Raw genomic sequence first — 20,591 nt, forward strand, 5'->3', positions numbered from 1 at the left:
TGAAACCTCCGAGGAGAAGAGAGACCATGTCCGACAAGAAATACCTGATCGGCATCGACTACGGAACGCTCTCCGGCCGCGCCATCGTCGTCGACGCCGCGACAGGCGAGCAGCTGGGCACGCACGTGACCGAATACCCGCACGGCGTCATGGACCGCACCCTGACCGCCGGCGACGACCAGCCGCTCCCGCCCGAATTCGCCCTGCAGAACCCCGCCGACTACATCAAGGTGCTGCGCGAATCCGTGCCCGCGGCCGTCAAGGCCTCCGGTGTGGACCCCGCCGACATCGTCGGCATCGGCGTCGACGCCACCTCCGCCACGGTGTTCTTCACCGACGAGGACGGCGTGCCGCTGTGCGAGAAGCCCGGTTTCGAGAACAACGTCCACGCATACGTCAAGCTGTGGAAGCACCACGGCGCCCAGGACCAGGCCACCCGCCTGGTCAAGGTCGCCGAGGCCCGGCGCGAATGGTGGCTGGGCCGCTACGGCGGGGTGCTCTCCTCCGAGCTGCTCCTGCCGAAGGTCCTCGAGGTCTTCGAGATGGCGCCCGAGGTCTACGAAGAGGCCGCCGTGGTGTGCAACCTCCTCGACTGGCTGACGTGGCGCCTGACCGGCACCCTGACCCAGTCGGCGGGCGACTCCGGCTACAAGCGCATGCTCCAGGACGGGACATATCCCTCCCACGAGTACCTCGAAGCCGTCAAACCCGGCTTCGGCACCGTGTTCGAGGACAAGATGAGCGCCCCCGTGCTGCCGCTCGGCGCGAAGGTCGGCGGGCTGACGAAGGAGATGGCCGAGCTGACGGGCCTGCCCGAGGGCATCGCCGTCGCGTCCGGCAATATCGACGCGCACGTCGTGGTCGCCGGGGCGAACGCCGTCCGCCCGGGCCAGCTCACCGCGATCCTGGGCACGTCCTCCTGCTACGTGCTCAACGGCGAAGAGTACCGTGACTGCCCCGGCGTGTTCGGGATCGTCGACGGCGGCGCCGTCGACGGCTACTGGGGATTCGAGGGCGGCCAGACGGCCGTCGGCGACATCTTCGCGTGGTTCGTCGACACCTGCGTGCCGGTCGAGTACAAGGAGGAGGCGGCCTCGCGCGGCGTCTCCGTCCACGACCTGCTCGTGGAGAAGTCGAAGGACCAGGAGATCGGCGAGCACGGCCTGGTCGCCCTCGACTGGCACAACGGCAACCGCTCGATCCTGGCCGACGCCCGTCTCTCCGGCCTCATCGTCGGCCAGACGCTGACGACCCGCCCCGAGGACATGTACCGTGCGCTGCTGGAGGCGACCGCCTTCGGCTGCCGCGTCATCATCGACAATTTCGTCGAGCACGGCATCAAGGTCGACGAGATCGTCGCCGCCGGCGGCCTACTGAAGAACGCGTACTACATGCAGATGCTCGCCGACATCACGCGCCGCCCGATCTCGGTCTCCGCCGCCGAGCAGACCGGCGCGCTGGGCTCGGCCGTCTTCGCCGCGGTCGCGGCCGGCGTCTACCCGGACGTCTTCGCCGCCGCCGACGCCATGTCCTCGGTCGAGAAGCACGCCTACGAGCCGAATCTCGAAGCCTCCGCCCGCTACGACGAGGTATACGACATCTACAAGGAGCTGCACGATTTCTTCGGCCGCTACAACGGCGTCTCGCCGATGCACCGGCTGAAGGACATCCGCGCGCGCGTCTTCCGCGACAAGGACGCCGAGCAGTGATCCGCCTGTCCGAGCTCGCACCGGACGTTCAGGCCTCCGTCCGGGCCACGAGGGAGCGGGTGGCGCGGCTGCACGCCGAGCTTCCCGCCAACGGCCTCGTGGTCTGGACGGCCGGCAACGTCTCCGAACGCGTCCCGGGCGCCGACCTGTTCGCCATCAAACCCTCCGGGGTCCGCTACGACGAGCTCGCCGCCGACAACATGGTGGTGTGCACGCTGGACGGCGAGAAGATCGACGACGGCACGCCCGCCGCCCTGACCCCCTCGTCCGACACGGCCGCCCACGCCTACGTCTACCGGCACATGGAGGACGTCGGCGGGGTGGTCCACACCCACTCCACGTACGCGACGGCTTTCGCCTCGCTGCACCGCCCGATCCCGTGCGTCCTGACGATGATGGGCGACGAGTTCGGCGGCGAGGTGCCCGTGGGCCCCTTCGCGATCATCGGCGACGACTCGATCGGGCGCGGCATCGTGGAGACCCTGAGGGATTCGCGCTCGCCCGCGGTGCTCATGGCCAACCACGGCCCGTTCACCATCGGGAAGGACGCCCAGGCCGCGGTCAAGGCCGCCGTGATGGTCGAGGAAGTGGCGCGCACGGTCGCCATGGCGCAGCTGCTGGGCGACCCCGTCCCCGTGGCGCAGGGGGCGATCGACTCCCTCTACGCCCGCTATCAGAATGTGTACGGTCAACACTGACGCCGGACCGCGCCGGGCGGCGCCGGCTCCGATACCCGGACCTGCCGCCCGCCCGGCGCCTTCGGCCTGGAACGGCAAGGAAAGACATGCGCGCGACGCGCAGCATGAGGAAGGATGAGCAATGGCACGAATCGCAGTGCTGGGCAGTGGAATCATGGCGACGGCGCTCTCGTTCCCGGCGTCGGAGAACGGCAACGAAGTGCGCCTGGTCGGCACTTTCCTCGACCGCGAGATCATCGACTCGATCCAGTCGACGGGCGTCCACCCCGATCTCGGGCTCAAGGTCAATCCGGGCGTGACCGCCTACCAGCTGGAACAGGCCGAGGAAGCCTTCGACGGCGCCGACGTCGTCATGTGCGGCGTCAACTCCTTCGGCATCGAATGGGCGGGCGAGCACCTGGCCAGGCTTATGAAGCCGGGCCAGAAGCTCCTGACCGTCACGAAGGGGATGCGCGCCGACGACGACGGCACGATGCGCATCCTCCCGGACGTCCTGCGCTCCTACTTCGACCCCGAGCTGGCCGAGAGCGTCTCCTGGAACGCCATCGTCGGCCCGTCGATCGCCGGCGAGCTGGCCGTCCACCACGACACCTGCGTCGTCTTCTGCGGACAGGACCAGGACGACCTCGACTACCTCGCCGACCTGTTCCGCACGGACTACTACCACGTGTGGACGTCCACGGACTTCGTCGGGCACGAGACGGGCGCTGCTACGAAGAACGTCTACGCCTTCGCCGCAGGCTTCGCCCAGGGGATGCTGCGCGCGGCGGGCAAGGAGAACGACCGCTACGTCATGTACAACTACGGCGCGGCCGTCTTCGCCCAGGGGCAGAAGGAGCTGAGGTCCTTCGTGACCCTCATGGGAGGCGATCCCGTGACGGCCGACGGCCTGGGCGGGGTGGGCGACATGTTCGTCACCTCGATGGGCGGCCGCAACGTCAAGGCCGGCGGATACGTCGGCGAGGGCGTCCCCTTCTCCGAAGTTCAGGATCGCCTTATGAAGGGCGTGACGCTCGAAGGCGTCGCGGCTATCAAGGTGATCGGCAAGGCGCTCGGCCCGTTGACCGAGCGCGGCGTCATCGGACCCGACGAGTACTCCCTGTGCCGGTTCCTCTACTCGGTCGTGGCCGAGGACGCGCCGCTTGAGATGCCGTGGGACCGGTTCTTCGGCGGTCTCAAGTAATCCCGGGTTGCGTCCCGGCAGGAGCCCACGCCGCCGGGACGCAACCCCACCCCTCTCCAAGGAGCATGCATGCAATCCACACCCACCGACGGTCCCCTCGTCGTCGCCATCGATTCGTCGACGACGGCCACCAAGGCGATCGTCGTCGACGCCGCGGGAAACGTCCTCGCGCTCGGCAAGCGCGACATCGCCCTGCTCTCGCCCGAGCAGGGGTTCGGCGAGCACGACCCGCGCCAGTGGTGGACCTCCACCCGCGACGCCATCGCCGAAGCCCTCGCCGGCCTGACCCCGGCCGAGAAGGAGCGCGTGGCCGCGCTCGGCATCACGCACCAGCGCGAGTCCTTCGCGCCGTTCACCGCCGACGGCACGCCGCTGCGCAACGGCATCCTGTGGCTCGACATCCGCGCCGCCGACCAGGCCCAGCGCTACGGCACCCCCGAGATACACGCGCTGTCCGGGCGCCCGGCGGACGTCACACCCGGTCTGTACAAGATGGCCTGGCTCAAGGAGCACGAGCCGGAGTCGCTGCGCGCCGCCGACAAGGTGACCACCGTCTCGGCCTACATCGCCTTCTGCCTGACTGGCTCGTGGGTTGACTCGGCGGCCTGCGCCGACTCGCTCAGCCTGTCGAACATCAGGACGCTCGACTACGACGAGGGCCTGCTGGAGATCGCGGGCGTGCGCCGCGATCAGATGGCCGAGCTCGTCAAGCCCGGGCAGGTCCTCGGAACGCTCAAGCGGGCCGTCGCCGACGAGTGGGGGGTCGCCGAGATCCCGGTCATCGCCGGTTGCGGCGACGGCCAGGCGGCCGGCGTCGGCGCCGCCGCGGTCAGCCCCGACGTCGCCTACCTGAACATGGGCACCGCCGTGGTGGCGGGCGTCCCCTCCGCCGAATACCGCTACGAGAAGCTCTTCCGCACCGAAGCCGCAGGCGTGCCGGACACCTACATCCTCGAACTCGTCCAGAACTCGGGCGCTTACTTGGCCGGGTGGTACCGTCGCGCCTTCGGCAGGCCCGAGCTGGCGGGCGCGCCCGACCCGGAGCTCGAGGAGCTCGCGGCGGCCCGCACGCCCGGCAGCGGAGGGCTCGTGACGATGCCCTACTGGGGCGCGGTCCAGTCCCCGCACTGGGACCCGGTCGCCCGCGGCGCGATCGTCGGCTGGCGCGGAACCCACGGGAAGGGCTCGATGTACCGCTCGCTCCTGGAGGGCGTCAGCCTGGAGATGGCGCGATCCCTTCGCGAGCTCGAGGCCTCCACGGGCGTGCCGCTCAAAGAGGTCCGCGGCATGGGCGGCGGGCTGCGCTCGCCGCTGTGGCGCCAGATCATGACCGACGCCATCGGCCTGCCGATCACCGGGTGCAAGGAGGAGGAGATCTCCGCGCTGGGCGCCGCGATCATCGCGATGGCCTCCACCGGCGTGTTCGGCGATAACGACGTCGCCACGGCCGCCGAGAGGATGGCGCAGTTCACCGACGTCACGGAGCCCGACATGGGCAATCACGCGATCTACGACGAGCTCTCGGCCATCCAAGGCCGCCTGTACTCGAACCTGAAGGAGACCGACGCGCAACTCCACGAGTTCGCCCGCAGGCATCCCGACGCCGAGCTGACCGGTGGTGAGGAGTGACCGTCCACGAGGAATGACGGGCAGCGGGCGAGCTCGGCGGACGCCTTCGGCCGCGACGTTCTGCCCGCGCCCATCACAAGCGCTCGGCGCCGGGAATATCTCGGCAATGGGGCCGGAATTCTGTGCATTCCGGCGTCGAGTACATCGCCTGTCGGATGCCCGGCCACAGGGCATCCGACAGGGACCTCGGTATCCGGTGTGGATCCCGTCAACGGCCGCCGCCCGTCGACCCACGCAGGTATCCGTTTATCGCAATCGCAGATCACGCATAACTTCATCTATTCACTATCAGTGAATTCACGCACCCATCTATCGATTCAATGACGAAACAAAGGACTGAACATGTCACATATATCTGCTGACGACCCCCTGGTTATAGCCATCGATTCGTCGACGACCTCGACCAAGGCGATCGTCGTCGACACGCAAGGAAACGTCATCTCTCTGGGCAGGCGGGAGATCGCCCTGCTCTCACCGGAGCAGGGGTTCGGCGAGCACGACCCGCGCCAGTGGTGGACCTCCACCCACGAGGCCGTGGGGGAGGCCGTGGGCAAGCTGACCCCGGCGGAGAAGGAGCGCATCGCGGCCTTCGGCATCACGCACCAGCGCGAGTCCTTCGCGCCGTTCACCGCCGACGGCACGCCGCTGCGCAACGGCATCCTGTGGCTCGACATCCGCGCCGCCGACCAAATCCTCAGGTACGGCACGCCCGAGATCCACCAGCTCTCCGGCAAGCCCGCCGACGTCACCCCGGCCATCTACAAGATGGCGTGGGTCAAGGAGCACCAGCCCGACCTGTGGGCGAGCGCCGAGAAGGTCACCACGGTCTCGGCCTACATCGCCTTCTGTCTGACCGGCTCGTGGGTCGATTCGACCGCCTGCGCCGATTCCCTGGGCCTCTTCGACATCGCCAAGCTCGACTACGACGAGGGCCTGCTTCAGATCGCGGGCGTGCGCCGCGATCAGATGGCCGGCCTCGTCAAGCCCGGGCAGACCCTCGGCGCGCTCAAGCCCGAGCTCGCCAAGGAATGGGGGGTCGCCGAGATCCCGGTCATCGCCGGCTGCGGCGACGGCCAGGCGGCCGGCGTCGGCGCCGCGGCGGTCACCCCTGACGTCGCCTACCTGAACATGGGCACCGCCGTGAACGCCGGCGTCACGTCCCCCGAGTACCAGTTCGGTCAGGTTTACCGCACCCTCGCGGGCGGCATCCCGGACACGTACATCCTGGAGGTCCTGCAATCCTCGGGCAACTACCTGGCCACGTGGTTCCGGCGGGCCCTCGGCAGGCCCGAGTTGGCGGGCGCGCCCGACCCGGAGCTGGAAGCGCTGGCCGCGGCGCGCACGCCCGGCAGCGGCGGGCTCGTCACGCTCCCGTACTGGAACGCCGTCCAGTCGCCCTACTGGGAGCCGGTCGCCCGCGGCGCGATCGTCGGCTGGCGCGGAACCCATGGGAAGGGCTCGATGTACCGCTCGCTCCTGGAGGCGATCTGCATCGAGATGTCGCGCTCGCTGCACGCCATGGAGGAGGCGACCGGGGTCAAGCTGACCGCGGTGCGCGGCATGGGCGGCGGGCTGCGCTCGCCGCTGTGGCGCCAGATCATGACCGACGCCATCGGCCTGCCGATCACCGGGTGCAAGGAGGAGGAGATCTCCGCGCTGGGCGCCGCGATCGTCGCGATGGCCTCCACCGGCGTGTTCGGCGACACGTCGATTGCGACGGCGGCCGAGAGGATGGCGCAGTTCACCGACGTGACCGAGCCGAATATGGACGAGCACGAGGTCTACGCCGAACTCGGGGAAATCCAGGGCCGCCTGTACTCGAACCTCAAGGAGACGAACGATCTGCTCCACGAGTTCGCCAAGCGTCACCCCGACGCCGAGCTCTCGGGAGCCGAGGAATAGGAGGAGACATGCCGAAAGTCGCGATACTCGGCGCCGGGGCAATGGGCTCCGGCCTGGCCAACGCCCTCGTCCAAGCCGGTTGGGACGTCAACCTGTGGGGCACGTGGCTGGACGACCATCTCATCGACGCGATCGAGGAGGGCCGCCCGCATCCGCGCATCAACGTGGTCATCTCCGGCAAGGTCCATCCGTTCCGGTCCGCCGGCTTGGAGGATGCGCTCGACGGCGTCGACGTCGTCGTCGTCTCCGTCGCCTCCCAGGGCGTGCCGAAGGTGACCGAGATGGCCCTGCCCGGCATCGCCAAGGCGAAGGCGCTGTGGCTGACGTCGAAGGGGTTCATGCCGGTCGACGGCAAGATCCTCCTTCTGCCGGAAGGGATCCGTTCGATCGCGAAGGCCGCCGACGTCGAACTTCCGCCGATCGTCGCCATCGCCGGGCCGGTCAAGGCCAACGAGTGCGCGGCCGGCGAGCCTACGGCCACGATCTTCGGATGCAAGAGCCGCGACGTCGCCGTGGAGTTCGCGCGCGCCGCCCGCTCGGAGCATTACTGCATCGAGGCCACGGACGACGAAGTGGGCGTTGAGATCTGCGCGCCGATGAAGAACGTGTACGCGATCATGCTGGGCATCGCCGACGGGCTGGAGGAGAAGACGGGCAAGCCCCATCACAACCTCAAGGCCGCGACGTTCAACGAGGCGGTGCGCGAGATGTCGATCCTTTCGACGGCGCTGGGCGCCGATCCGGCCACGGCCTACGGCCTGCCGGGCGTCGGAGACCTCGAGGTGACCGGACTGTCCGGGCGCAACAAGGTCTACGGCGTGCGCATCGGCCGCGGCGAGGGCGCCAAGGCGGCCTTGGCGACGATGGCCGGCCTCGAGCAGACCGTCGAAGGGGTTCCCGCACTTCCGCTGGCTATTCAGCTGGTGGAGCAGTCTGCGCCTCAGATCAAAGAGAAGCTGCCACTTCTGTACGCTGCACGCCGGGTCGTCGAGGCCGACGACCCGGATTATGCGGACATCGTGGCGCAGGCTGTGCTTCCCCCTCGCCCCTGAGCGAGAGCCGAGGGGCGGCGCCTTGCTTTGGGCATTGGCGATGTCGGGCTTCAAGGCTTCCGATGCCAGGCGTCGGCGGCGCTGGGTTTCCGCGATGCCGGCTTTCAATGCTGGGCTTTGGCAGCGCGGCGTCCCAGCGCCGGCCCGCCCTCGCGCGGTGAGGGATGGGCGTTAAGGGCCTCGGGCGGGCTTCCGCCTGAGACCGGCGGACGACGCAGTCGACTTCGTCGATCTCGGGGACGCTTTCCGCTTGAAATGGCTGGAAGCGGCTTCGTGAAGAAGGCCTTGGGATATCGCGACGGGATTTCGCCCGGATGTTGGGAAGCCTATTTCGACCTGACTCAATCGAATACGGGTCCCTTCAGGGGAAGCAAGACGGGGTGTCCGGCCTGACGGCCGGGCATCCCGTCGTATGCGTGGCGTTTCCAGCCCCTTTGGTTCTGTCTCGTATCTCGCCTGGCGTCTCGTCGTCGTGTAGGCGGGCATTTCGGCAGCATGACTTGCTGCAGCCGGGCGTCGGCCAGGCGCTCCGTCGTGTAGTTGTACATTCTTTCGCCTGCTTAAAGTCGTAAATTATTGTAAAGCTATTACATATAAGCATTAAAGTGAATATAATTCACTCTATTGTCGTAGTGTATCTCTGTGTTTAGATTTCGCACCCGGTGAAACCTAGATTGGTGCCGAAGGGTGAATCTTGTGCCCGGTGACACTCAGGTAACGCCGATATTTCACCGGTTTTCGACCCGGTGAGATGTCAGTTCACCGGAGTTTTGAGTATCACTAGGCCGGTTGTGAGTGTCACCAGGCTGGCTTTGGGTATCGCCGGGCTAACCGTCCACCGCCCGCTCGCTGTCTGGCCCGCCGACGCACCGCTTGCGCCCATGCCATGCGTCTGCCGGTATCGTATATGTGCGCGCGGTTGACGGACGCCGCGCCGGCTGGCATAACATTGGCCGACGGCTGCCATTCGTCTTCCCCGCGGCGAACGTCGCTAGACCACAGGCCAATCGCCCGGGTTGCAGACCAATCGTCGCTAGATCGAAAGAGCTGGGCAGTCTGTGGCGCAGGGCGACCGCCTTCCGGTGCACCGGAAGGGGCGGCGTCGTGAGGCGCTGAAAGAAACGCCGCGATGCGCTGAAAGAAACGAGGAGTCGTTGTGAACACCAGCCAACTCGGGCCATTCGCCGGGATCGAACCGACGCCCGCCGCAGTCCGATCCCCAGCCGGCCCGTCTGCCGAGATCGGACCGATGCCAGCTGCAACCGAACCGGATGCCCCGGCCGGAACCACCACCCCGGCTGAATCCACTATCGCCGTCAGGCCGATGCGGGACGTTGCCGCCGCCCTGGGAGTCCCGGACGAGCACGTCCTCGTCTACGGCCACGGCAAGGCGAAAATCGATCTCGACTATCTGCGAGGCCTGCCCGAGCGGGATTCCCGGATCGTCTTGGTCACCGCTGTCTCCCCGACGCCCGCAGGCGAGGGGAAGACGACCACGTCGATCGGCCTGGCCGACGGCCTCTCGCGGATAGGAAGGCGCCCAGTGCTCGCCCTCCGCGAGCCGTCCATGGGGCCGGTCTTCGGCATCAAGGGCGGAGCCGTCGGCGGGGGAAAGGCCCAGGTGACTCCCGGCGACGAGATCAACCTCCACTTCACCGGCGATTTCGCCGCCATCGCCGAGGCGAACAACCTGCTGGCCGCGATGGTCGACAACGCGCTGCACTTCGGCACGCACGACATCGATCCGCGCAGCGTGGCGATCCGCCGGTCCATCGACATCAACGATCGCGCACTGCGCAGCATCGTCGCCGGCCTGGGGGGCCGGACCGGAGGAGTCACGCGGGAGACGGGTTTCGACATCACGGCGGCGTCCCAGGTGATGGCCACCTTCTGCATGGCTGACTCCCTCGCGGACCTGGGCGAGCGGCTCGGGCGGATCGTCGTCGGCACGTCGTCTGCCGGAGAGCCCGTCACCGCGGCGGATCTCGGCGCCGTCGGAGCCATGACGGCCGTGCTCCGCGACGCCCTCGCCCCGAACCTCGTCCAGACCCTGGAGGGCACCCCCGCGTTCGTCCACGGAGGGCCCTTCGCCAACATCGCCCACGGCACGAACTCCGTCATCGCCACGCGTGCGGCGGCGAAGCTCGGCGACATCGTCGTGACGGAAGCGGGTTTCGGCGCGGATCTCGGAGCGGAGAAGTACATCGACATCGTGGCCCGCCAGAGCGGCCTCGCCCCCGACCTGACGGTGGTCGTCGCGACGGTGCGGGCATTGAAATACCACGGCGGCGTCGCCCTGGCGGACCTGGAGGCGGAGGACGCCGGTGCCGTGCGCGCCGGGAGCGCCAACCTCGTCCGGCACTGCGAGAACCTCGCCGGAGTCTTCGGGCAGAACGTCGTCGTGGCCGTCAACCGGTTCGCCGCCGACACCTCCGCCGAGATCGCCGCCATCGAGGAGGCGGTGGCGCCACTGGGCGTTCCGGCCGTCCTGACGGACCATTTCGCGCGCGGCGGCGAGGGCGCCTTGGAATTGGCTCGGACGGTCGCCGAAGCGCTGGCGACGCCGCCGAGCCCGGAGACTTCTCGACTGGAATCGCCTCAGCGGGGCACGCCGTCGGCCTCGGAGTCGCCTCAGCGGGACATGGCGCCGCAGGCCTTTGCATCGTCTCGGATGCGCTACTGCTACCCGAGCGCCCTTCCCCTGGCAGAGAAGGCCCGGGCCATCGTCACCCGCGTCTACCGCGGCGCCGACGTGAGCTTCGAACCGGCGGCGGCCCGCGAACTCGCCCGGCTGGAGGCGGCGGGATGGGGGAGCCTGCCCGTGTGCATGGCCAAGACCCAGTACTCCTTCTCCACCGACGCGAAGGCGCTCGGCGCGCCCGAGGGCTTCACCGTGCCGATTCGCGAGGTGAGGCTGTCGGCCGGGGCGGGTTTCGTCGTGCTCATCTCAGGGTCGATCATGACGATGCCCGGCCTGCCCAAACGCCCTTCGGCCTGTGACATCGAGGTCGTCGACGGCGCCATCAGGGGCATGCATTGATCGCGATGCCGCCCACGCGCACAGGTGCGGAATCGCGAGCCTTCCCGCCGGGCCGCGCCGCCATTAGTTCGAAACCTTAATTCATAAGAATTTAGCTTTGGAGCTGAACGCCTGGGCTTGTAGTCGGACGCTTAGAAGACGGTGGTGCTAGAGCGCCGCATGAAGGCGCCGTGCCCATTCGCCGTGTTCCAGCACGTCAGGCCCGGACTCTCGGACGCGCAGACGTATGAACCGTAGTGCACGACGCTGCCGTAGGGGACGGTCTGGACGGTGTGGCTTCCGACTTCCCAGCTGCCGGGTTGACTGTGCGAGACGATCCGCGGAATGGCGTTGGCAGCGCTGAGATCGATCCACCAGGCCGGGCCCGCCTCGTCTTTTCCGTAGGGGACGTCGCTCATGTACGAACTGACGCCGCATCCCGCATAGGCGGTCGCGGAGAATTCGCAGCCGATGTTCCCGGTGGGCGTTCTGATGAGGGCGGTGCCGTCCGATCCCACCGCTGTGATCTTGGTGGCGCCGTCCGGGATCGGTCCGCCGGCGTTCGAGTAGGCGCCTTCGGCGATCGCCTTCCGCAGAGCGGCGGGTTTCGTGGGATCGGGCGTGGCCGGTGAGGAGGATGTCGAAGTGCGCGACGCTCCGGGGCCGCCAGGCGCCGCCGATCCGGTGCTGATAGAGCCGGATGCTGTCCTCTGAAACGGCGCGCTTGCGCCTAGGCTCAGACTGCATGCGCCTAGTGCGAATATGAGAACCGCGCAGCCGAGTGAGAGCATTCCCGGCCTGCGTCCCGAAAACGGGCGAGTGGGCATTGCGTCCTTTCGTGGACTGGTGTGTTTTCGGCCTCTTCCGGCAGAATACACCATTGCTGTCCATAGGGCGACGCCGGCGCCGGTGGGTTCGCGCAAAGGGGAGGAGCATCGGTTTCCTCGCCGCGTCTCCTCCCATCTCGCCGTGGGGACCCGGGGCGACATTTTGAGGACATGAAATGGCATTTCCTGCGGATGGCACGAGGCGAGGCGCTGCGACGCGGGGAGACGGGGATGCCGCCTCCCCGTTCGCCGCGTGTTTCCGCCGTTGAAGGGCGGGCGAGGGGATAGGCTCGCCGGTGAGCCGGCTGGAAAATGAGGCGGCAGTTCATGAGAGGGGCGTTTCGTGTTCGTGCTGACGATTGACCAGCGCCATTCGCGGACGGAGACGGACAGGGTTCCCGTGCTTCTTGACATTCTCCGCGAAGTGTGCGCAACCTCTCCTCCGCTTGCGGGATTCGAGCGCACGGTCGGCGACGAGATCCAGGGTCTCTTCGGCGACGCGGCGGGAGCCGTCGCGGCCGTGCGGGCCGTCGTCCGGGAGGGAGGGTGGCATCTGGGCATCGGCATCGGCCCGATCGAAGGCGTTCCCGCAACGGTCCGGGAGGGGAGGGGCTCGGCCTTCGTCTCCGCCCGCGAGGCGGTGGACGCGGCTAAATCCTCGGGGGACGTCGCCGTCCGGGCAGGAGGCGACCCCGCCGTTTCGCCGTTGATGGTCTCCACGATCGAAGTGATGTGCCGATTCCTGGCCGCGACGATCGCCGGCCGCACGGAGGCTCAGATCCAGGCGGTCCGGGCCCTCGACTCCGGCCTGACGGGTCGGCAGGCCGCTCGCGAGCTGGGTGTCAGCGCTTCGGCCGTCTCCCAGCGGCGGACGGCTGCTGGATACGACCTCGAAATGCGCGGGTGGGAAGTGCTCGAAGAGCTCATGTCCGCAGTCCAAGGCGGCAGCGGCGCGACCCGGCTGAGTGGGACCGGCGCGACCCGGCTGAGTGGGACTGATGCGGCTCTCGGGGCCGACGCGACTCCCGGCGGACGCGCCTATGCTCACGGCTCGGATGCCGTGGTCCGGGATGGGCGCGCACCGGCCCGAGGCAGGCGCGGCGTCAACGCCGACGGCGAGGAGAGGTAGGCCGTGGCCGTCGTCCTCCTCGCCCTGTTAGCCTCGGCCGCCGTCGGCTGGGCAGTCGTCGACGTCGTCCTCCGCCTGGCGCGCGTGAAGGGAGGCCCGAAGGCATCCCGTCCCAACGTGGGCGGGCACCAGGCCACCGTGCTGGAGGAGGAGTCGGGCCCCTATGTGCTTCGCGGGGGCACGTGGATCGGCGTGTTGGAGCGGATCGCCATCACCGGGGCCGTGCTCGCCGGGCAGCCCGAGCTGGTGGCGGCCGTCGTCGCCGTCAAAGGCCTGGGGCGCTGGGCCGAGCTCCAGACCGACCCGGCCCTCACCGAGCGCTTCATCATCGGGACCCTCGCCTCCTATATCGTCGCAGCCGGGTGCGGATACGCGGGGCTCTGGGCGCTCGGCGATTTCTAGGACTAAGAACCGGCGATTTCGAGGTTTCGCCAGTATGCCGCAAGGGCCTTTCGTCATAGGGCGCCGGGTGAGATGTTAGCCTGGTGCGTGGCCCGCAACCGCGGTTTTCACAACGCTCCGATGGAGGACATTCAATGACGAAATACGTCTACTCATTCACTGAAGGCAATCGCGACATGAAGGATCTGCTCGGTGGAAAGGGCGCGAATCTCGCCGAGATGACCACGCTCGGCCTGCCGGTTCCCCCAGGCTTCACCATCACCACCGAGGCCTGCCGCGCCTACCTCGCCGCCGGCGAAGCGCCCGAAACCCTCGACGTCGAGGTCACTGCGCATCTGCGCGAGGTCGAGCAGGCGATGGGCAGGCGACTCGGCGACCCCTCCGACCCCCTGCTCGTCTCCGTGCGCTCCGGCGCGAAGTTCTCCATGCCCGGCATGATGGAGACCGTCTTGAACATCGGGCTCAACGACGAGTCCGTCGAAGGCCTGGCGGCCCAATCCGGCAACGATCGCTTCGCCTGGGATTCCTACCGCCGCCTCATCCAGATGTTCGGCAAGACGGTCCAGGACATCGACGGCGACAGGTTCGCCGACATCCTCCACAAGCTCCAGGCGGACAAGGGCTACAAGGGCGACCTCGACATGACCACCGCGGACCTCAAGCACCTGGTCGAGGAGTTCAAGAAGGTCGTCGAGGAGGAGACGGGCGAGGCCTTCCCGCAGGACCCGCGCAGGCAGATGGACCTCGCCATCGAGGCCGTCTTCCGCTCGTGGAACACCGAGCGCGCCAGGCTCTACCGCCGTCGCGAGCGCATCCCCAACGACCTCGGCACGGCCGTCAACGTGTGCACCATGGTGTTCGGCAACATGGGCGAGACCTCCGGAACCGGCGTGTGCTTCACCCGCGACCCCTCCACCGGGCATTCGGGCGTCTACGGCGACTACCTCGTCAACGCTCAGGGCGAGGACGTGGTCGCCGGAATCCGCAACACCCTCTCCCTGGCCGACCTGGAGCGCCTCGACAAGAAGTCCTATGACGAGCTGCGCTCCATCATGGTCAAGTTGGAGACCCACTACCGCGACCTGTGCGACATCGAGTTCACCATCCAGCAGGGCAAGCTGTGGATGCTCCAGACCCGCGTCGGCAAGCGCACGGCCGCCGCCGCGTTCAGGGTCGCCACCCAGCTCGTCGACGAACGCCTGATCACCACGGACGAAGCCGTCACCCGCGTGACCGGCGACCAGCTCACAGCCCTCCTCTTCCCCCAGTTCGACAAGGCCGCGGAGAAAACGGTCGTCACCAAGGGCATGCCCGCCTCGCCGGGTGCGGCAGTCGGCGAGATCGTCCTGGACAACGATCAGGCCGCTTCGCGCGTGGCCGCCGGCGCCTCGGTGATCCTCGTCCGCCGCGAGACCAACCCCGACGACCTCGCGGGGATGATGGCCGCCTCCGGCGTCCTGACCGCTCGCGGCGGCAAGACGTCGCACGCCGCCGTCGTCGCCCGCGGAATGGGCCGCTGCTGCGTGGTCGGAGCCGAGGACCTGGTGGTCGACGAGGCCGCGGGGACCATCCACGTCAGGTCTGAGGACCTCGTACTCAAGGCCGGCGACGTCATCGCCATCGACGGCACGACCGGCGAGGTCTTCAAGGGCGACGTGCCCGTGGTCGACTCCCCGGTCATGACCTACATCTCCAAGGGCCTGGAGGCCGCTCTGGACGCCTCCCCGGACGCCGACACGCAGGACCTCGTCCGCTCCGTCGATCGGATCCTCACCCGCGCGGATAGGAGGCGCTGCCTGGAGGTGCGGGCGAACGCGGACAACCCCGAGGACGCCGAGCGCGCCCGCTCCTTCGGCGCGCAGGGCATCGGCCTGTGCCGCACCGAGCACATGTTCCTCGGCGACCGCCGCAAGCTCATCGAGGCAGTGATCCTGGCCGAGACCGCCGAGGAGCGCCAGGAGGCCTTCGACGCCCTCATGCCGCTGCAGAAGTCCGACTTCATCGGCATCTTCACGGCCATGGACGGCCTGCCGGTGACGGTGCGCCTCATCGACCCGCCGCTGCACGAATTCCTCCCCGACCTCACCGAGCTGTCCGTGCGGCTGGCCCTCAAAGCGGAGCGCGGCGAGGAGGTCACCGACCACGAGAGGCTTCTCTTGGAGGCCGTGAAGGCCAACCACGAGCAGAATCCGATGCTCGGCTTGCGCGGCGTGCGCCTGGGCTTGAAGATCAAGGGCCTGTTCGCCCTGCAGATCCGCGCGATCGCCGAGGCCGCGGTGGAGTGCAGGAAGCGGGGCTTGGACCCCCGCCCGGAGATCATGGTCCCGCTCATCGGGTCGGATCGCGAGCTTCAGATCGTCCGCGACGAGGCCCTGGCGATCATCGCCGACGTCTCGCGGGAGTCGGGCATGGAGCTCGACCTGCCCATCGGCAACATGATCGAGCTGCCGCGCGCGGCGATCAGGGCCGAGCAGATCGCGGAGGAATCCGATTTCTTCTCCTTCGGCACCAACGACCTCACCCAGACCGCCTGGGGCTTCTCGCGCGACGACGTCGAGGTCTCGTTCTTCAACGAGTACTTCACCTACGGGATCTTCGGCATCTCGCCCTTCGAGACGCTCGACATCCAGGGCGTCGGCGAACTGGTGGCGACGGGCGTGCGACGCGGGCGCCGCGGCAATCCGAACCTTCACTGCGGCATTTGCGGCGAGCACGGCGGCGATCCTGCGTCGATCCACTTCTTCGACGGGATCGGCCTGGACTACGTCTCCTGCTCGCCGTTCCGCGTGCCGGTCGCCCGGCTGGAGGCCGGCCGTGCGGCCATCGCGGATAGGGCTGAGGCGACTGCCTGAGCGGCCGCCGCTGTTCGACTGGCTTCGGCTGGGCGGTTGGTGCGGCTGATCTGCCGTTTGGGACGGATGGTCGGCCGGGACCGTTCGGACGGACCGATCGCTCGACCTGTCGCCTGGAAGGGGCGGCGCTCCACGCCGAGCGCCGCCCCTTTGCCGTATGCGGCCTGAAAGTCAACCGGCGCCACATATTGAGACCTTTCATTTCGAAAGCTCGAAAGTCTAGTGCGAGCTCGGGATGTGTGATAGGTTCGCGGCACATAGGCAACGATCGCGTCCGTGAAAGGGGTTGCTATGGCTGATCAGGTGATATTCAATCGAGATGCCGTTGGCGTGGTCTCTTCGTCGAATTGGACGGATGCGGAGACGGTTAACAGAATCGCCTACGGATACAACGATCCCATATACACTGCGGCCAGCGTCTTCCCGCAGATCCCCAACGGTGACGGCGGCGGCGTGAGCAAATTGAGCTCCGCGCTGGCGGAGTATCTGCCACTCGCCCAAAACTGCTCGAAGGAGCTGTCGGACGCCTGTTCCGTGCTCGGGTCGGGTGCGCAGAGCGCCATGGCGAATTTCGACGCCGCGGAGACGATGTCGGCGTCGGCCTACAAGAAGCTACGAGATCGCATGGGCCAGGCCGCGATGGGGGACGACTGATGGCCTCGGGGGAGAAGAATCTGCCGCAGATTCCGAATGTTATGGCCGAATTCCAGGACATCATCGAGGATCTCAACAAGATAGCCGGAGGGTACACGCAAACCCAGCTCATGACCGTGAGCGTGCCCCGGGAGGTGTGGGACGGGGCCGCCAAAGCCGCTTACACCAGGGACCTGGAGGTGCTCAAAGGCAAGATGGAGCAGATGAGGGCGTCCGTGGACCAGTGCAAGGACTGCTTGAAAAATGTGAAGGATAAAGTCTCCAAGGCCCGTACGGCGATTCCCGGGCTGCAGACGAGATGGGATGAGGCTGAGAACACTTACAATGCCAATGTGGCTGGCGTCAAGAGATCGCGGGTCACGGAGCCGATGGACATAGCGCGCAATGAGTACCTTATGCAGAAATTCGAGAATGACAGGGATGCGGTTCAGCAGGAATGCTTGAAGGAGTATAAAAAATACATAAATGACATAGACGAGGAATCAAAGTCCGCTGCGAATAAGATCAGTGCGCTGATGAGCGCGCTCGTTCCCCCGCACGTCCGCAAAAGCCGGAGTGCGATCGGCGCGGCCTATCTTGCGGACATGCCCCTTGTGGGCGGCCAGGCGCGGTGGGATTACGCGCACGAGGCCGCGCCTCATATCGCCAAGGTGATCGAGGATAAGAACCTCACGGTTGACAAAGTGAAGAAGCTGATGGACGTCTACGGCTACGACCTCGGCGATCCGTTCGTTGCGGCGGCGGTCTCGGAACGGGTCGGAACCGAGAAGATCCTGGAGTGCTCGCTCCGGCTTAGCGCCCTTCGAGGCGAGAACAGGGATCTTTCGGAGAAGGCGATGTGCAGCATGGGGACCATGCTGGCGCTGTACAGCGGTGGTTCCAACTTGGACGGCATGCACTGCGCGGAGCAGAACTCGTTCGAAACCGTGCGGAAGGGCTTGAAGACCGCGGACGGACGGTCCCTCGCGGAAGTGACCCAAGCTCGAATGGAGGAGCTCAAGGCCGTAGGGCGGAAGAAGTACAAATTTCATGAGTACAGAAAGTCACTTCTTCAACCCGGCGATGCAATCGGATACGGAATCATGTCGCAGATACTGGGTATCGCGGCGAAAGAAAACAATAATCTTACACTAGGTGAAGCCTATTTCGACAAACTTCCTTCTGGTCGATCCGTAGCTCATGATGTAATTGCTTGGGATAATGAAATTAAACCATGGAAAGATTATCGTAGTGCTGACAAAGTAGGTGAAAAACTTTTGGGAAATGATAATAAGACGGATGCATATAGTAAATACATGGATCCCATTCACTCTATGTTCACACTGATGGATCGTCCAGATTATATTGAAAAGAATCTTTCAAAATTCCCTCGTATATCCAATTACACTGCTCTCATCGAAGCTGAGAATAGGCGATTCGATTCTCTTCAGCGGTTCATGACGAGCCATACGACGTTCGATGTCGATGTCACGGGTGATGGAAAACCGGATCACGCAAAAATCGACATGACACGGTACCTAACAGGGCATCGTCAGAGCAGCAAAAATGCAGAAGGGTATCACGGTTTTCAAGATGGCGGTGAAATCTACGGCAAGGTGATTAAGCAATTGTCGGCTCCGGGGGACGCGGCTCCGGAGAGGCCGGCGCGTTGGCAGTATAGTGACCCGACGAAATACGAGCAGGATTACAGAGTTTGGGAGGAACGAGTTAAGGTTTGGAAGGACCGCAATAGCCGGGCCACTAGAATCGCAGGCGGTTTCTTATACGGCTATCAGGAAGGCCTCGAATCGCCTGCTGGTGGTAAGGTCAATGGCCAGGATGCCTTCGGGTACCATAATAAAAATCTCCGATCCTGGGCTGGACTAATTCTTGCGCCTCATATCGATGGGATCACAGCATCGATGCAGGGGCATTACACCAGTTACTTCAGTACAGTTGATGGAGGTATCGCTCGATCTTCTACTATACATTTCGGTAGGGATTTCGCCAGTCGAATTACTAGCAGTGACGGAATATTCGTTGATATGGGTTTTGACAGCCTGAAAGGAAACACCGACTCGAAGGTCTCATTCCCGGCGGGTGCGGACAAGAGACCTCCGGCGATGGATGCGATGCTGGCCGTCACCCAGGAAGGCTATTCCAGAGATATGGAATATGCAATAACATCCGGTAAAAAGGAGAACGTGACAGCCGCCATAAATAAATGGGCCCCTATGGTACGGACATGTTTTACAGCTCCAAAACATGCGAATACCGAGGTGTTTGAGGCACTTGAGAAACGTAACCAAAGGTGACAAGAAAATATTAAAAATGGTTTTGGAGCGATTCCTTATTCCAATTGGATAGGTAAGGGAGTAAGCTACATTCTCGATCAAGCTCAAAAGGTAATGCTTCCAAATGTTTTGGAAAATTATCTGCCCACCAATGCAGGCTATCAAGCACGATTCGATAGTATGAAAGCTGAAAATACCGCAAATACATATATGAAACAGGTTTTATACAGTACAATAGCTGAACATGGTGACTTTAATCATAGAGAAGGTGGAAAACCGAGCGAAGTACAATCATACATTGTGGATAATAATATATCAAACAAATTTATTGATAAAGAAGGAAAAGTAATACCTTATGAAAAAATGACACGAAATCAGAAACTATCATATGAAACATCTGTTAATCCGCCAGATCCCGGCGCTAATAATCCTCAATTGGGAGAATATAGAAGTTACTTCGCAGAAATAGATAATAGTTTGGAGCATCATGTTGTTCAGTATCTTCAAGAACGAAATGTTAAAAAATCATAGGAATTTTTAATGTTACAAGATAAAATATATTATAAAATATTGTTTTCAATATTTTCTTTATCTATGTTAGCGACATGTTCGAATTTTGAGCCCAAGGTGAGTTCTTCATATATGACACCTGTGGCGAATACAAATCTTTCCGATTATTTTCATATGAAGATTCCAAGTGGATGGAAATCATTGAATCGTAATGAGTATGTCGGTATGGCCAGTTATCGACTTGTTCGCCAGGCGGAGAATTCTTCTTCTTTTACAGGTATTCAAGTTATTCGAATTGCTCCTGAACATTTTAGAGGAGCGACTTCAGATGCTGATGGTGACAATAGGAAAGTTGACATGTCGAAATACTGCATAGAAAGCATGTCCGATGCAAGGAAAGTAGGTGTGGTTAGCGTTAAAAAATTACCTCCTCGGATTATAGACAAATTGCAAACTTGTGGGTATTCTGGTTATGAAGTGCATGAAAGTAGGAAATATTTTGTATACTATTGGTTTGTGTGGCGTCACGATGGAATGTGGGAAATCTTTATCAATAGCGATCCTGATGCGGACGAGATTCCTCGGGAATTGGTTAAAACTTTGGATACGATTAGATGGGAAAGACGTTGAGCACGTTACTTGTACATTCACGACATTTTCTTTGCTTTCTAATTTTAATTGCACTATCGAGATGTTCAAATTCCATACCTAAACTGAACTCTTCTTACATGACTCCTGTAGCTTATCCAGGC

At 64.2% G+C, this 20,591-nt stretch carries 15 protein-coding genes; 14 read left to right on the forward strand and 1 reads right to left on the reverse strand.

All coding sequences use genetic code 11. The features are described 5' to 3' along the window. Window positions 1-26: 26 nt before the first annotated feature. The 7 genes from HMPREF0043_RS09865 (at window position 27) to HMPREF0043_RS09895 (ending at window position 11,213) form a co-directional block, all read left to right on the forward strand. On the forward strand, window positions 27-1,709 hold the full coding sequence (locus HMPREF0043_RS09865) for a ribulokinase (protein ID WP_021602946.1): 1,683 nt from the start codon (window positions 27-29) through the stop codon (window positions 1,707-1,709). Beyond that, a complete protein-coding gene (locus tag HMPREF0043_RS09870) occupies window positions 1,706-2,407 on the forward strand; it encodes an L-ribulose-5-phosphate 4-epimerase (RefSeq protein WP_021602947.1) in 702 nt (233 codons plus the stop codon). Before HMPREF0043_RS09865 ends, HMPREF0043_RS09870 begins: the two co-directional genes overlap by 4 nt. Window positions 2,408-2,528: 121 nt before the next feature. Beyond that, the gene (locus HMPREF0043_RS09875; RefSeq protein ID WP_021602948.1) at window positions 2,529-3,590 is read left to right on the forward strand and encodes an NAD(P)H-dependent glycerol-3-phosphate dehydrogenase; all 1,062 of its coding nucleotides are present in this window, start codon (window positions 2,529-2,531) and stop codon (window positions 3,588-3,590) included. A 69-nt stretch (window positions 3,591-3,659) separates the two neighbouring features. Further along, window positions 3,660-5,219, forward strand: a complete 1,560-nt coding sequence (locus tag HMPREF0043_RS09880; protein ID WP_021602949.1) for a xylulokinase — start codon at window positions 3,660-3,662, stop codon at window positions 5,217-5,219. Window positions 5,220-5,561: 342 nt separating this feature from the next. Beyond that, window positions 5,562-7,121 (forward strand): xylulokinase, encoded by a 1,560-nt coding sequence (locus HMPREF0043_RS09885; RefSeq protein WP_021602951.1) that lies wholly within the window; start codon window positions 5,562-5,564, stop codon window positions 7,119-7,121. Window positions 7,122-7,129: 8 nt separating this feature from the next. After that, window positions 7,130-8,173, forward strand: coding sequence for an NAD(P)H-dependent glycerol-3-phosphate dehydrogenase (locus tag HMPREF0043_RS09890; protein ID WP_021602952.1), 1,044 nt, complete (start codon window positions 7,130-7,132; stop codon window positions 8,171-8,173). Between the two features lie 1,249 nt (window positions 8,174-9,422). Continuing rightward, window positions 9,423-11,213, forward strand: a complete 1,791-nt coding sequence (locus HMPREF0043_RS09895; protein WP_084432582.1) for a formate--tetrahydrofolate ligase — start codon at window positions 9,423-9,425, stop codon at window positions 11,211-11,213. Window positions 11,214-11,344: 131 nt separating this feature from the next. Here the strand turns inward: HMPREF0043_RS09895 and HMPREF0043_RS09900 are convergent, their stop codons facing one another. Then, complete coding sequence (locus tag HMPREF0043_RS09900) at window positions 11,345-11,710, reverse strand: hypothetical protein (protein ID WP_051317533.1); 366 nt, start codon at window positions 11,708-11,710, stop codon at window positions 11,345-11,347. A gap of 709 nt (window positions 11,711-12,419) precedes the next feature. Here HMPREF0043_RS09900 and HMPREF0043_RS09905 point away from each other — a divergent pair. The 7 genes from HMPREF0043_RS09905 to HMPREF0043_RS11295 all read left to right on the forward strand — a co-directional run bounded on the left by HMPREF0043_RS09905 (window position 12,420) and on the right by HMPREF0043_RS11295 (window position 20,469). Next, a complete protein-coding gene (locus HMPREF0043_RS09905; RefSeq protein ID WP_156897592.1) occupies window positions 12,420-13,148 on the forward strand; it encodes a hypothetical protein in 729 nt (242 codons plus the stop codon). A 3-nt stretch (window positions 13,149-13,151) separates the two neighbouring features. Further along, window positions 13,152-13,550 carry a hypothetical protein gene (locus tag HMPREF0043_RS09910; RefSeq protein WP_021602958.1) on the forward strand — a complete coding sequence of 133 codons (399 nt, stop codon included), beginning with the start codon at window positions 13,152-13,154 and terminating at the stop codon, window positions 13,548-13,550. Window positions 13,551-13,684: 134 nt separating this feature from the next. Next, on the forward strand, window positions 13,685-16,402 hold the full coding sequence (gene ppdK, locus HMPREF0043_RS09915; RefSeq protein WP_021602959.1) for a pyruvate, phosphate dikinase: 2,718 nt from the start codon (window positions 13,685-13,687) through the stop codon (window positions 16,400-16,402). A gap of 291 nt (window positions 16,403-16,693) precedes the next feature. Then, window positions 16,694-17,056 carry a hypothetical protein gene (locus HMPREF0043_RS09920; protein ID WP_021602960.1) on the forward strand — a complete coding sequence of 121 codons (363 nt, stop codon included), beginning with the start codon at window positions 16,694-16,696 and terminating at the stop codon, window positions 17,054-17,056. Next, window positions 17,056-19,350, forward strand: a complete 2,295-nt coding sequence (locus HMPREF0043_RS09925) for a hypothetical protein (protein ID WP_021602961.1) — start codon at window positions 17,056-17,058, stop codon at window positions 19,348-19,350. The genes HMPREF0043_RS09920 and HMPREF0043_RS09925 overlap by 1 nt, the downstream gene beginning before the upstream one ends. 93 nt (window positions 19,351-19,443) lie before the next feature. Continuing rightward, window positions 19,444-19,860 carry a hypothetical protein gene (locus HMPREF0043_RS11290; protein WP_021602962.1) on the forward strand — a complete coding sequence of 139 codons (417 nt, stop codon included), beginning with the start codon at window positions 19,444-19,446 and terminating at the stop codon, window positions 19,858-19,860. 9 nt (window positions 19,861-19,869) lie between these two features. Further along, entirely contained in the window at window positions 19,870-20,469 is a 600-nt protein-coding gene (locus tag HMPREF0043_RS11295) for a hypothetical protein (RefSeq protein ID WP_021602963.1), read from the forward strand. Window positions 20,470-20,591: the final 122 nt, after the last annotated feature.

The organism is Actinobaculum sp. oral taxon 183 str. F0552, assembly GCF_000466165.1.
GTDB lineage: Bacteria > Actinomycetota > Actinomycetes > Actinomycetales > Actinomycetaceae > Peptidiphaga.

Coding starts and splice junctions, on each gene's coding strand:
- HMPREF0043_RS11290 (WP_021602962.1), top strand. CDS start 19,444: ATGCTTCCAAATGTTTTGGAAAATTATCTGCCCACCAATGCAGGCTAT.
- HMPREF0043_RS09880 (WP_021602949.1), top strand. CDS start 3,660: ATGCAATCCACACCCACCGACGGTCCCCTCGTCGTCGCCATCGATTCG.
- HMPREF0043_RS09890 (WP_021602952.1), top strand. CDS start 7,130: ATGCCGAAAGTCGCGATACTCGGCGCCGGGGCAATGGGCTCCGGCCTG.
- HMPREF0043_RS09885 (WP_021602951.1), top strand. CDS start 5,562: ATGTCACATATATCTGCTGACGACCCCCTGGTTATAGCCATCGATTCG.
- HMPREF0043_RS11295 (WP_021602963.1), top strand. CDS start 19,870: ATGTTACAAGATAAAATATATTATAAAATATTGTTTTCAATATTTTCT.
- HMPREF0043_RS09920 (WP_021602960.1), top strand. CDS start 16,694: ATGGCTGATCAGGTGATATTCAATCGAGATGCCGTTGGCGTGGTCTCT.
- HMPREF0043_RS09865 (WP_021602946.1), top strand. CDS start 27: ATGTCCGACAAGAAATACCTGATCGGCATCGACTACGGAACGCTCTCC.
- HMPREF0043_RS09895 (WP_084432582.1), top strand. CDS start 9,423: ATGCCAGCTGCAACCGAACCGGATGCCCCGGCCGGAACCACCACCCCG.
- ppdK (WP_021602959.1), top strand. CDS start 13,685: ATGACGAAATACGTCTACTCATTCACTGAAGGCAATCGCGACATGAAG.
- HMPREF0043_RS09875 (WP_021602948.1), top strand. CDS start 2,529: ATGGCACGAATCGCAGTGCTGGGCAGTGGAATCATGGCGACGGCGCTC.
- HMPREF0043_RS09925 (WP_021602961.1), top strand. CDS start 17,056: ATGGCCTCGGGGGAGAAGAATCTGCCGCAGATTCCGAATGTTATGGCC.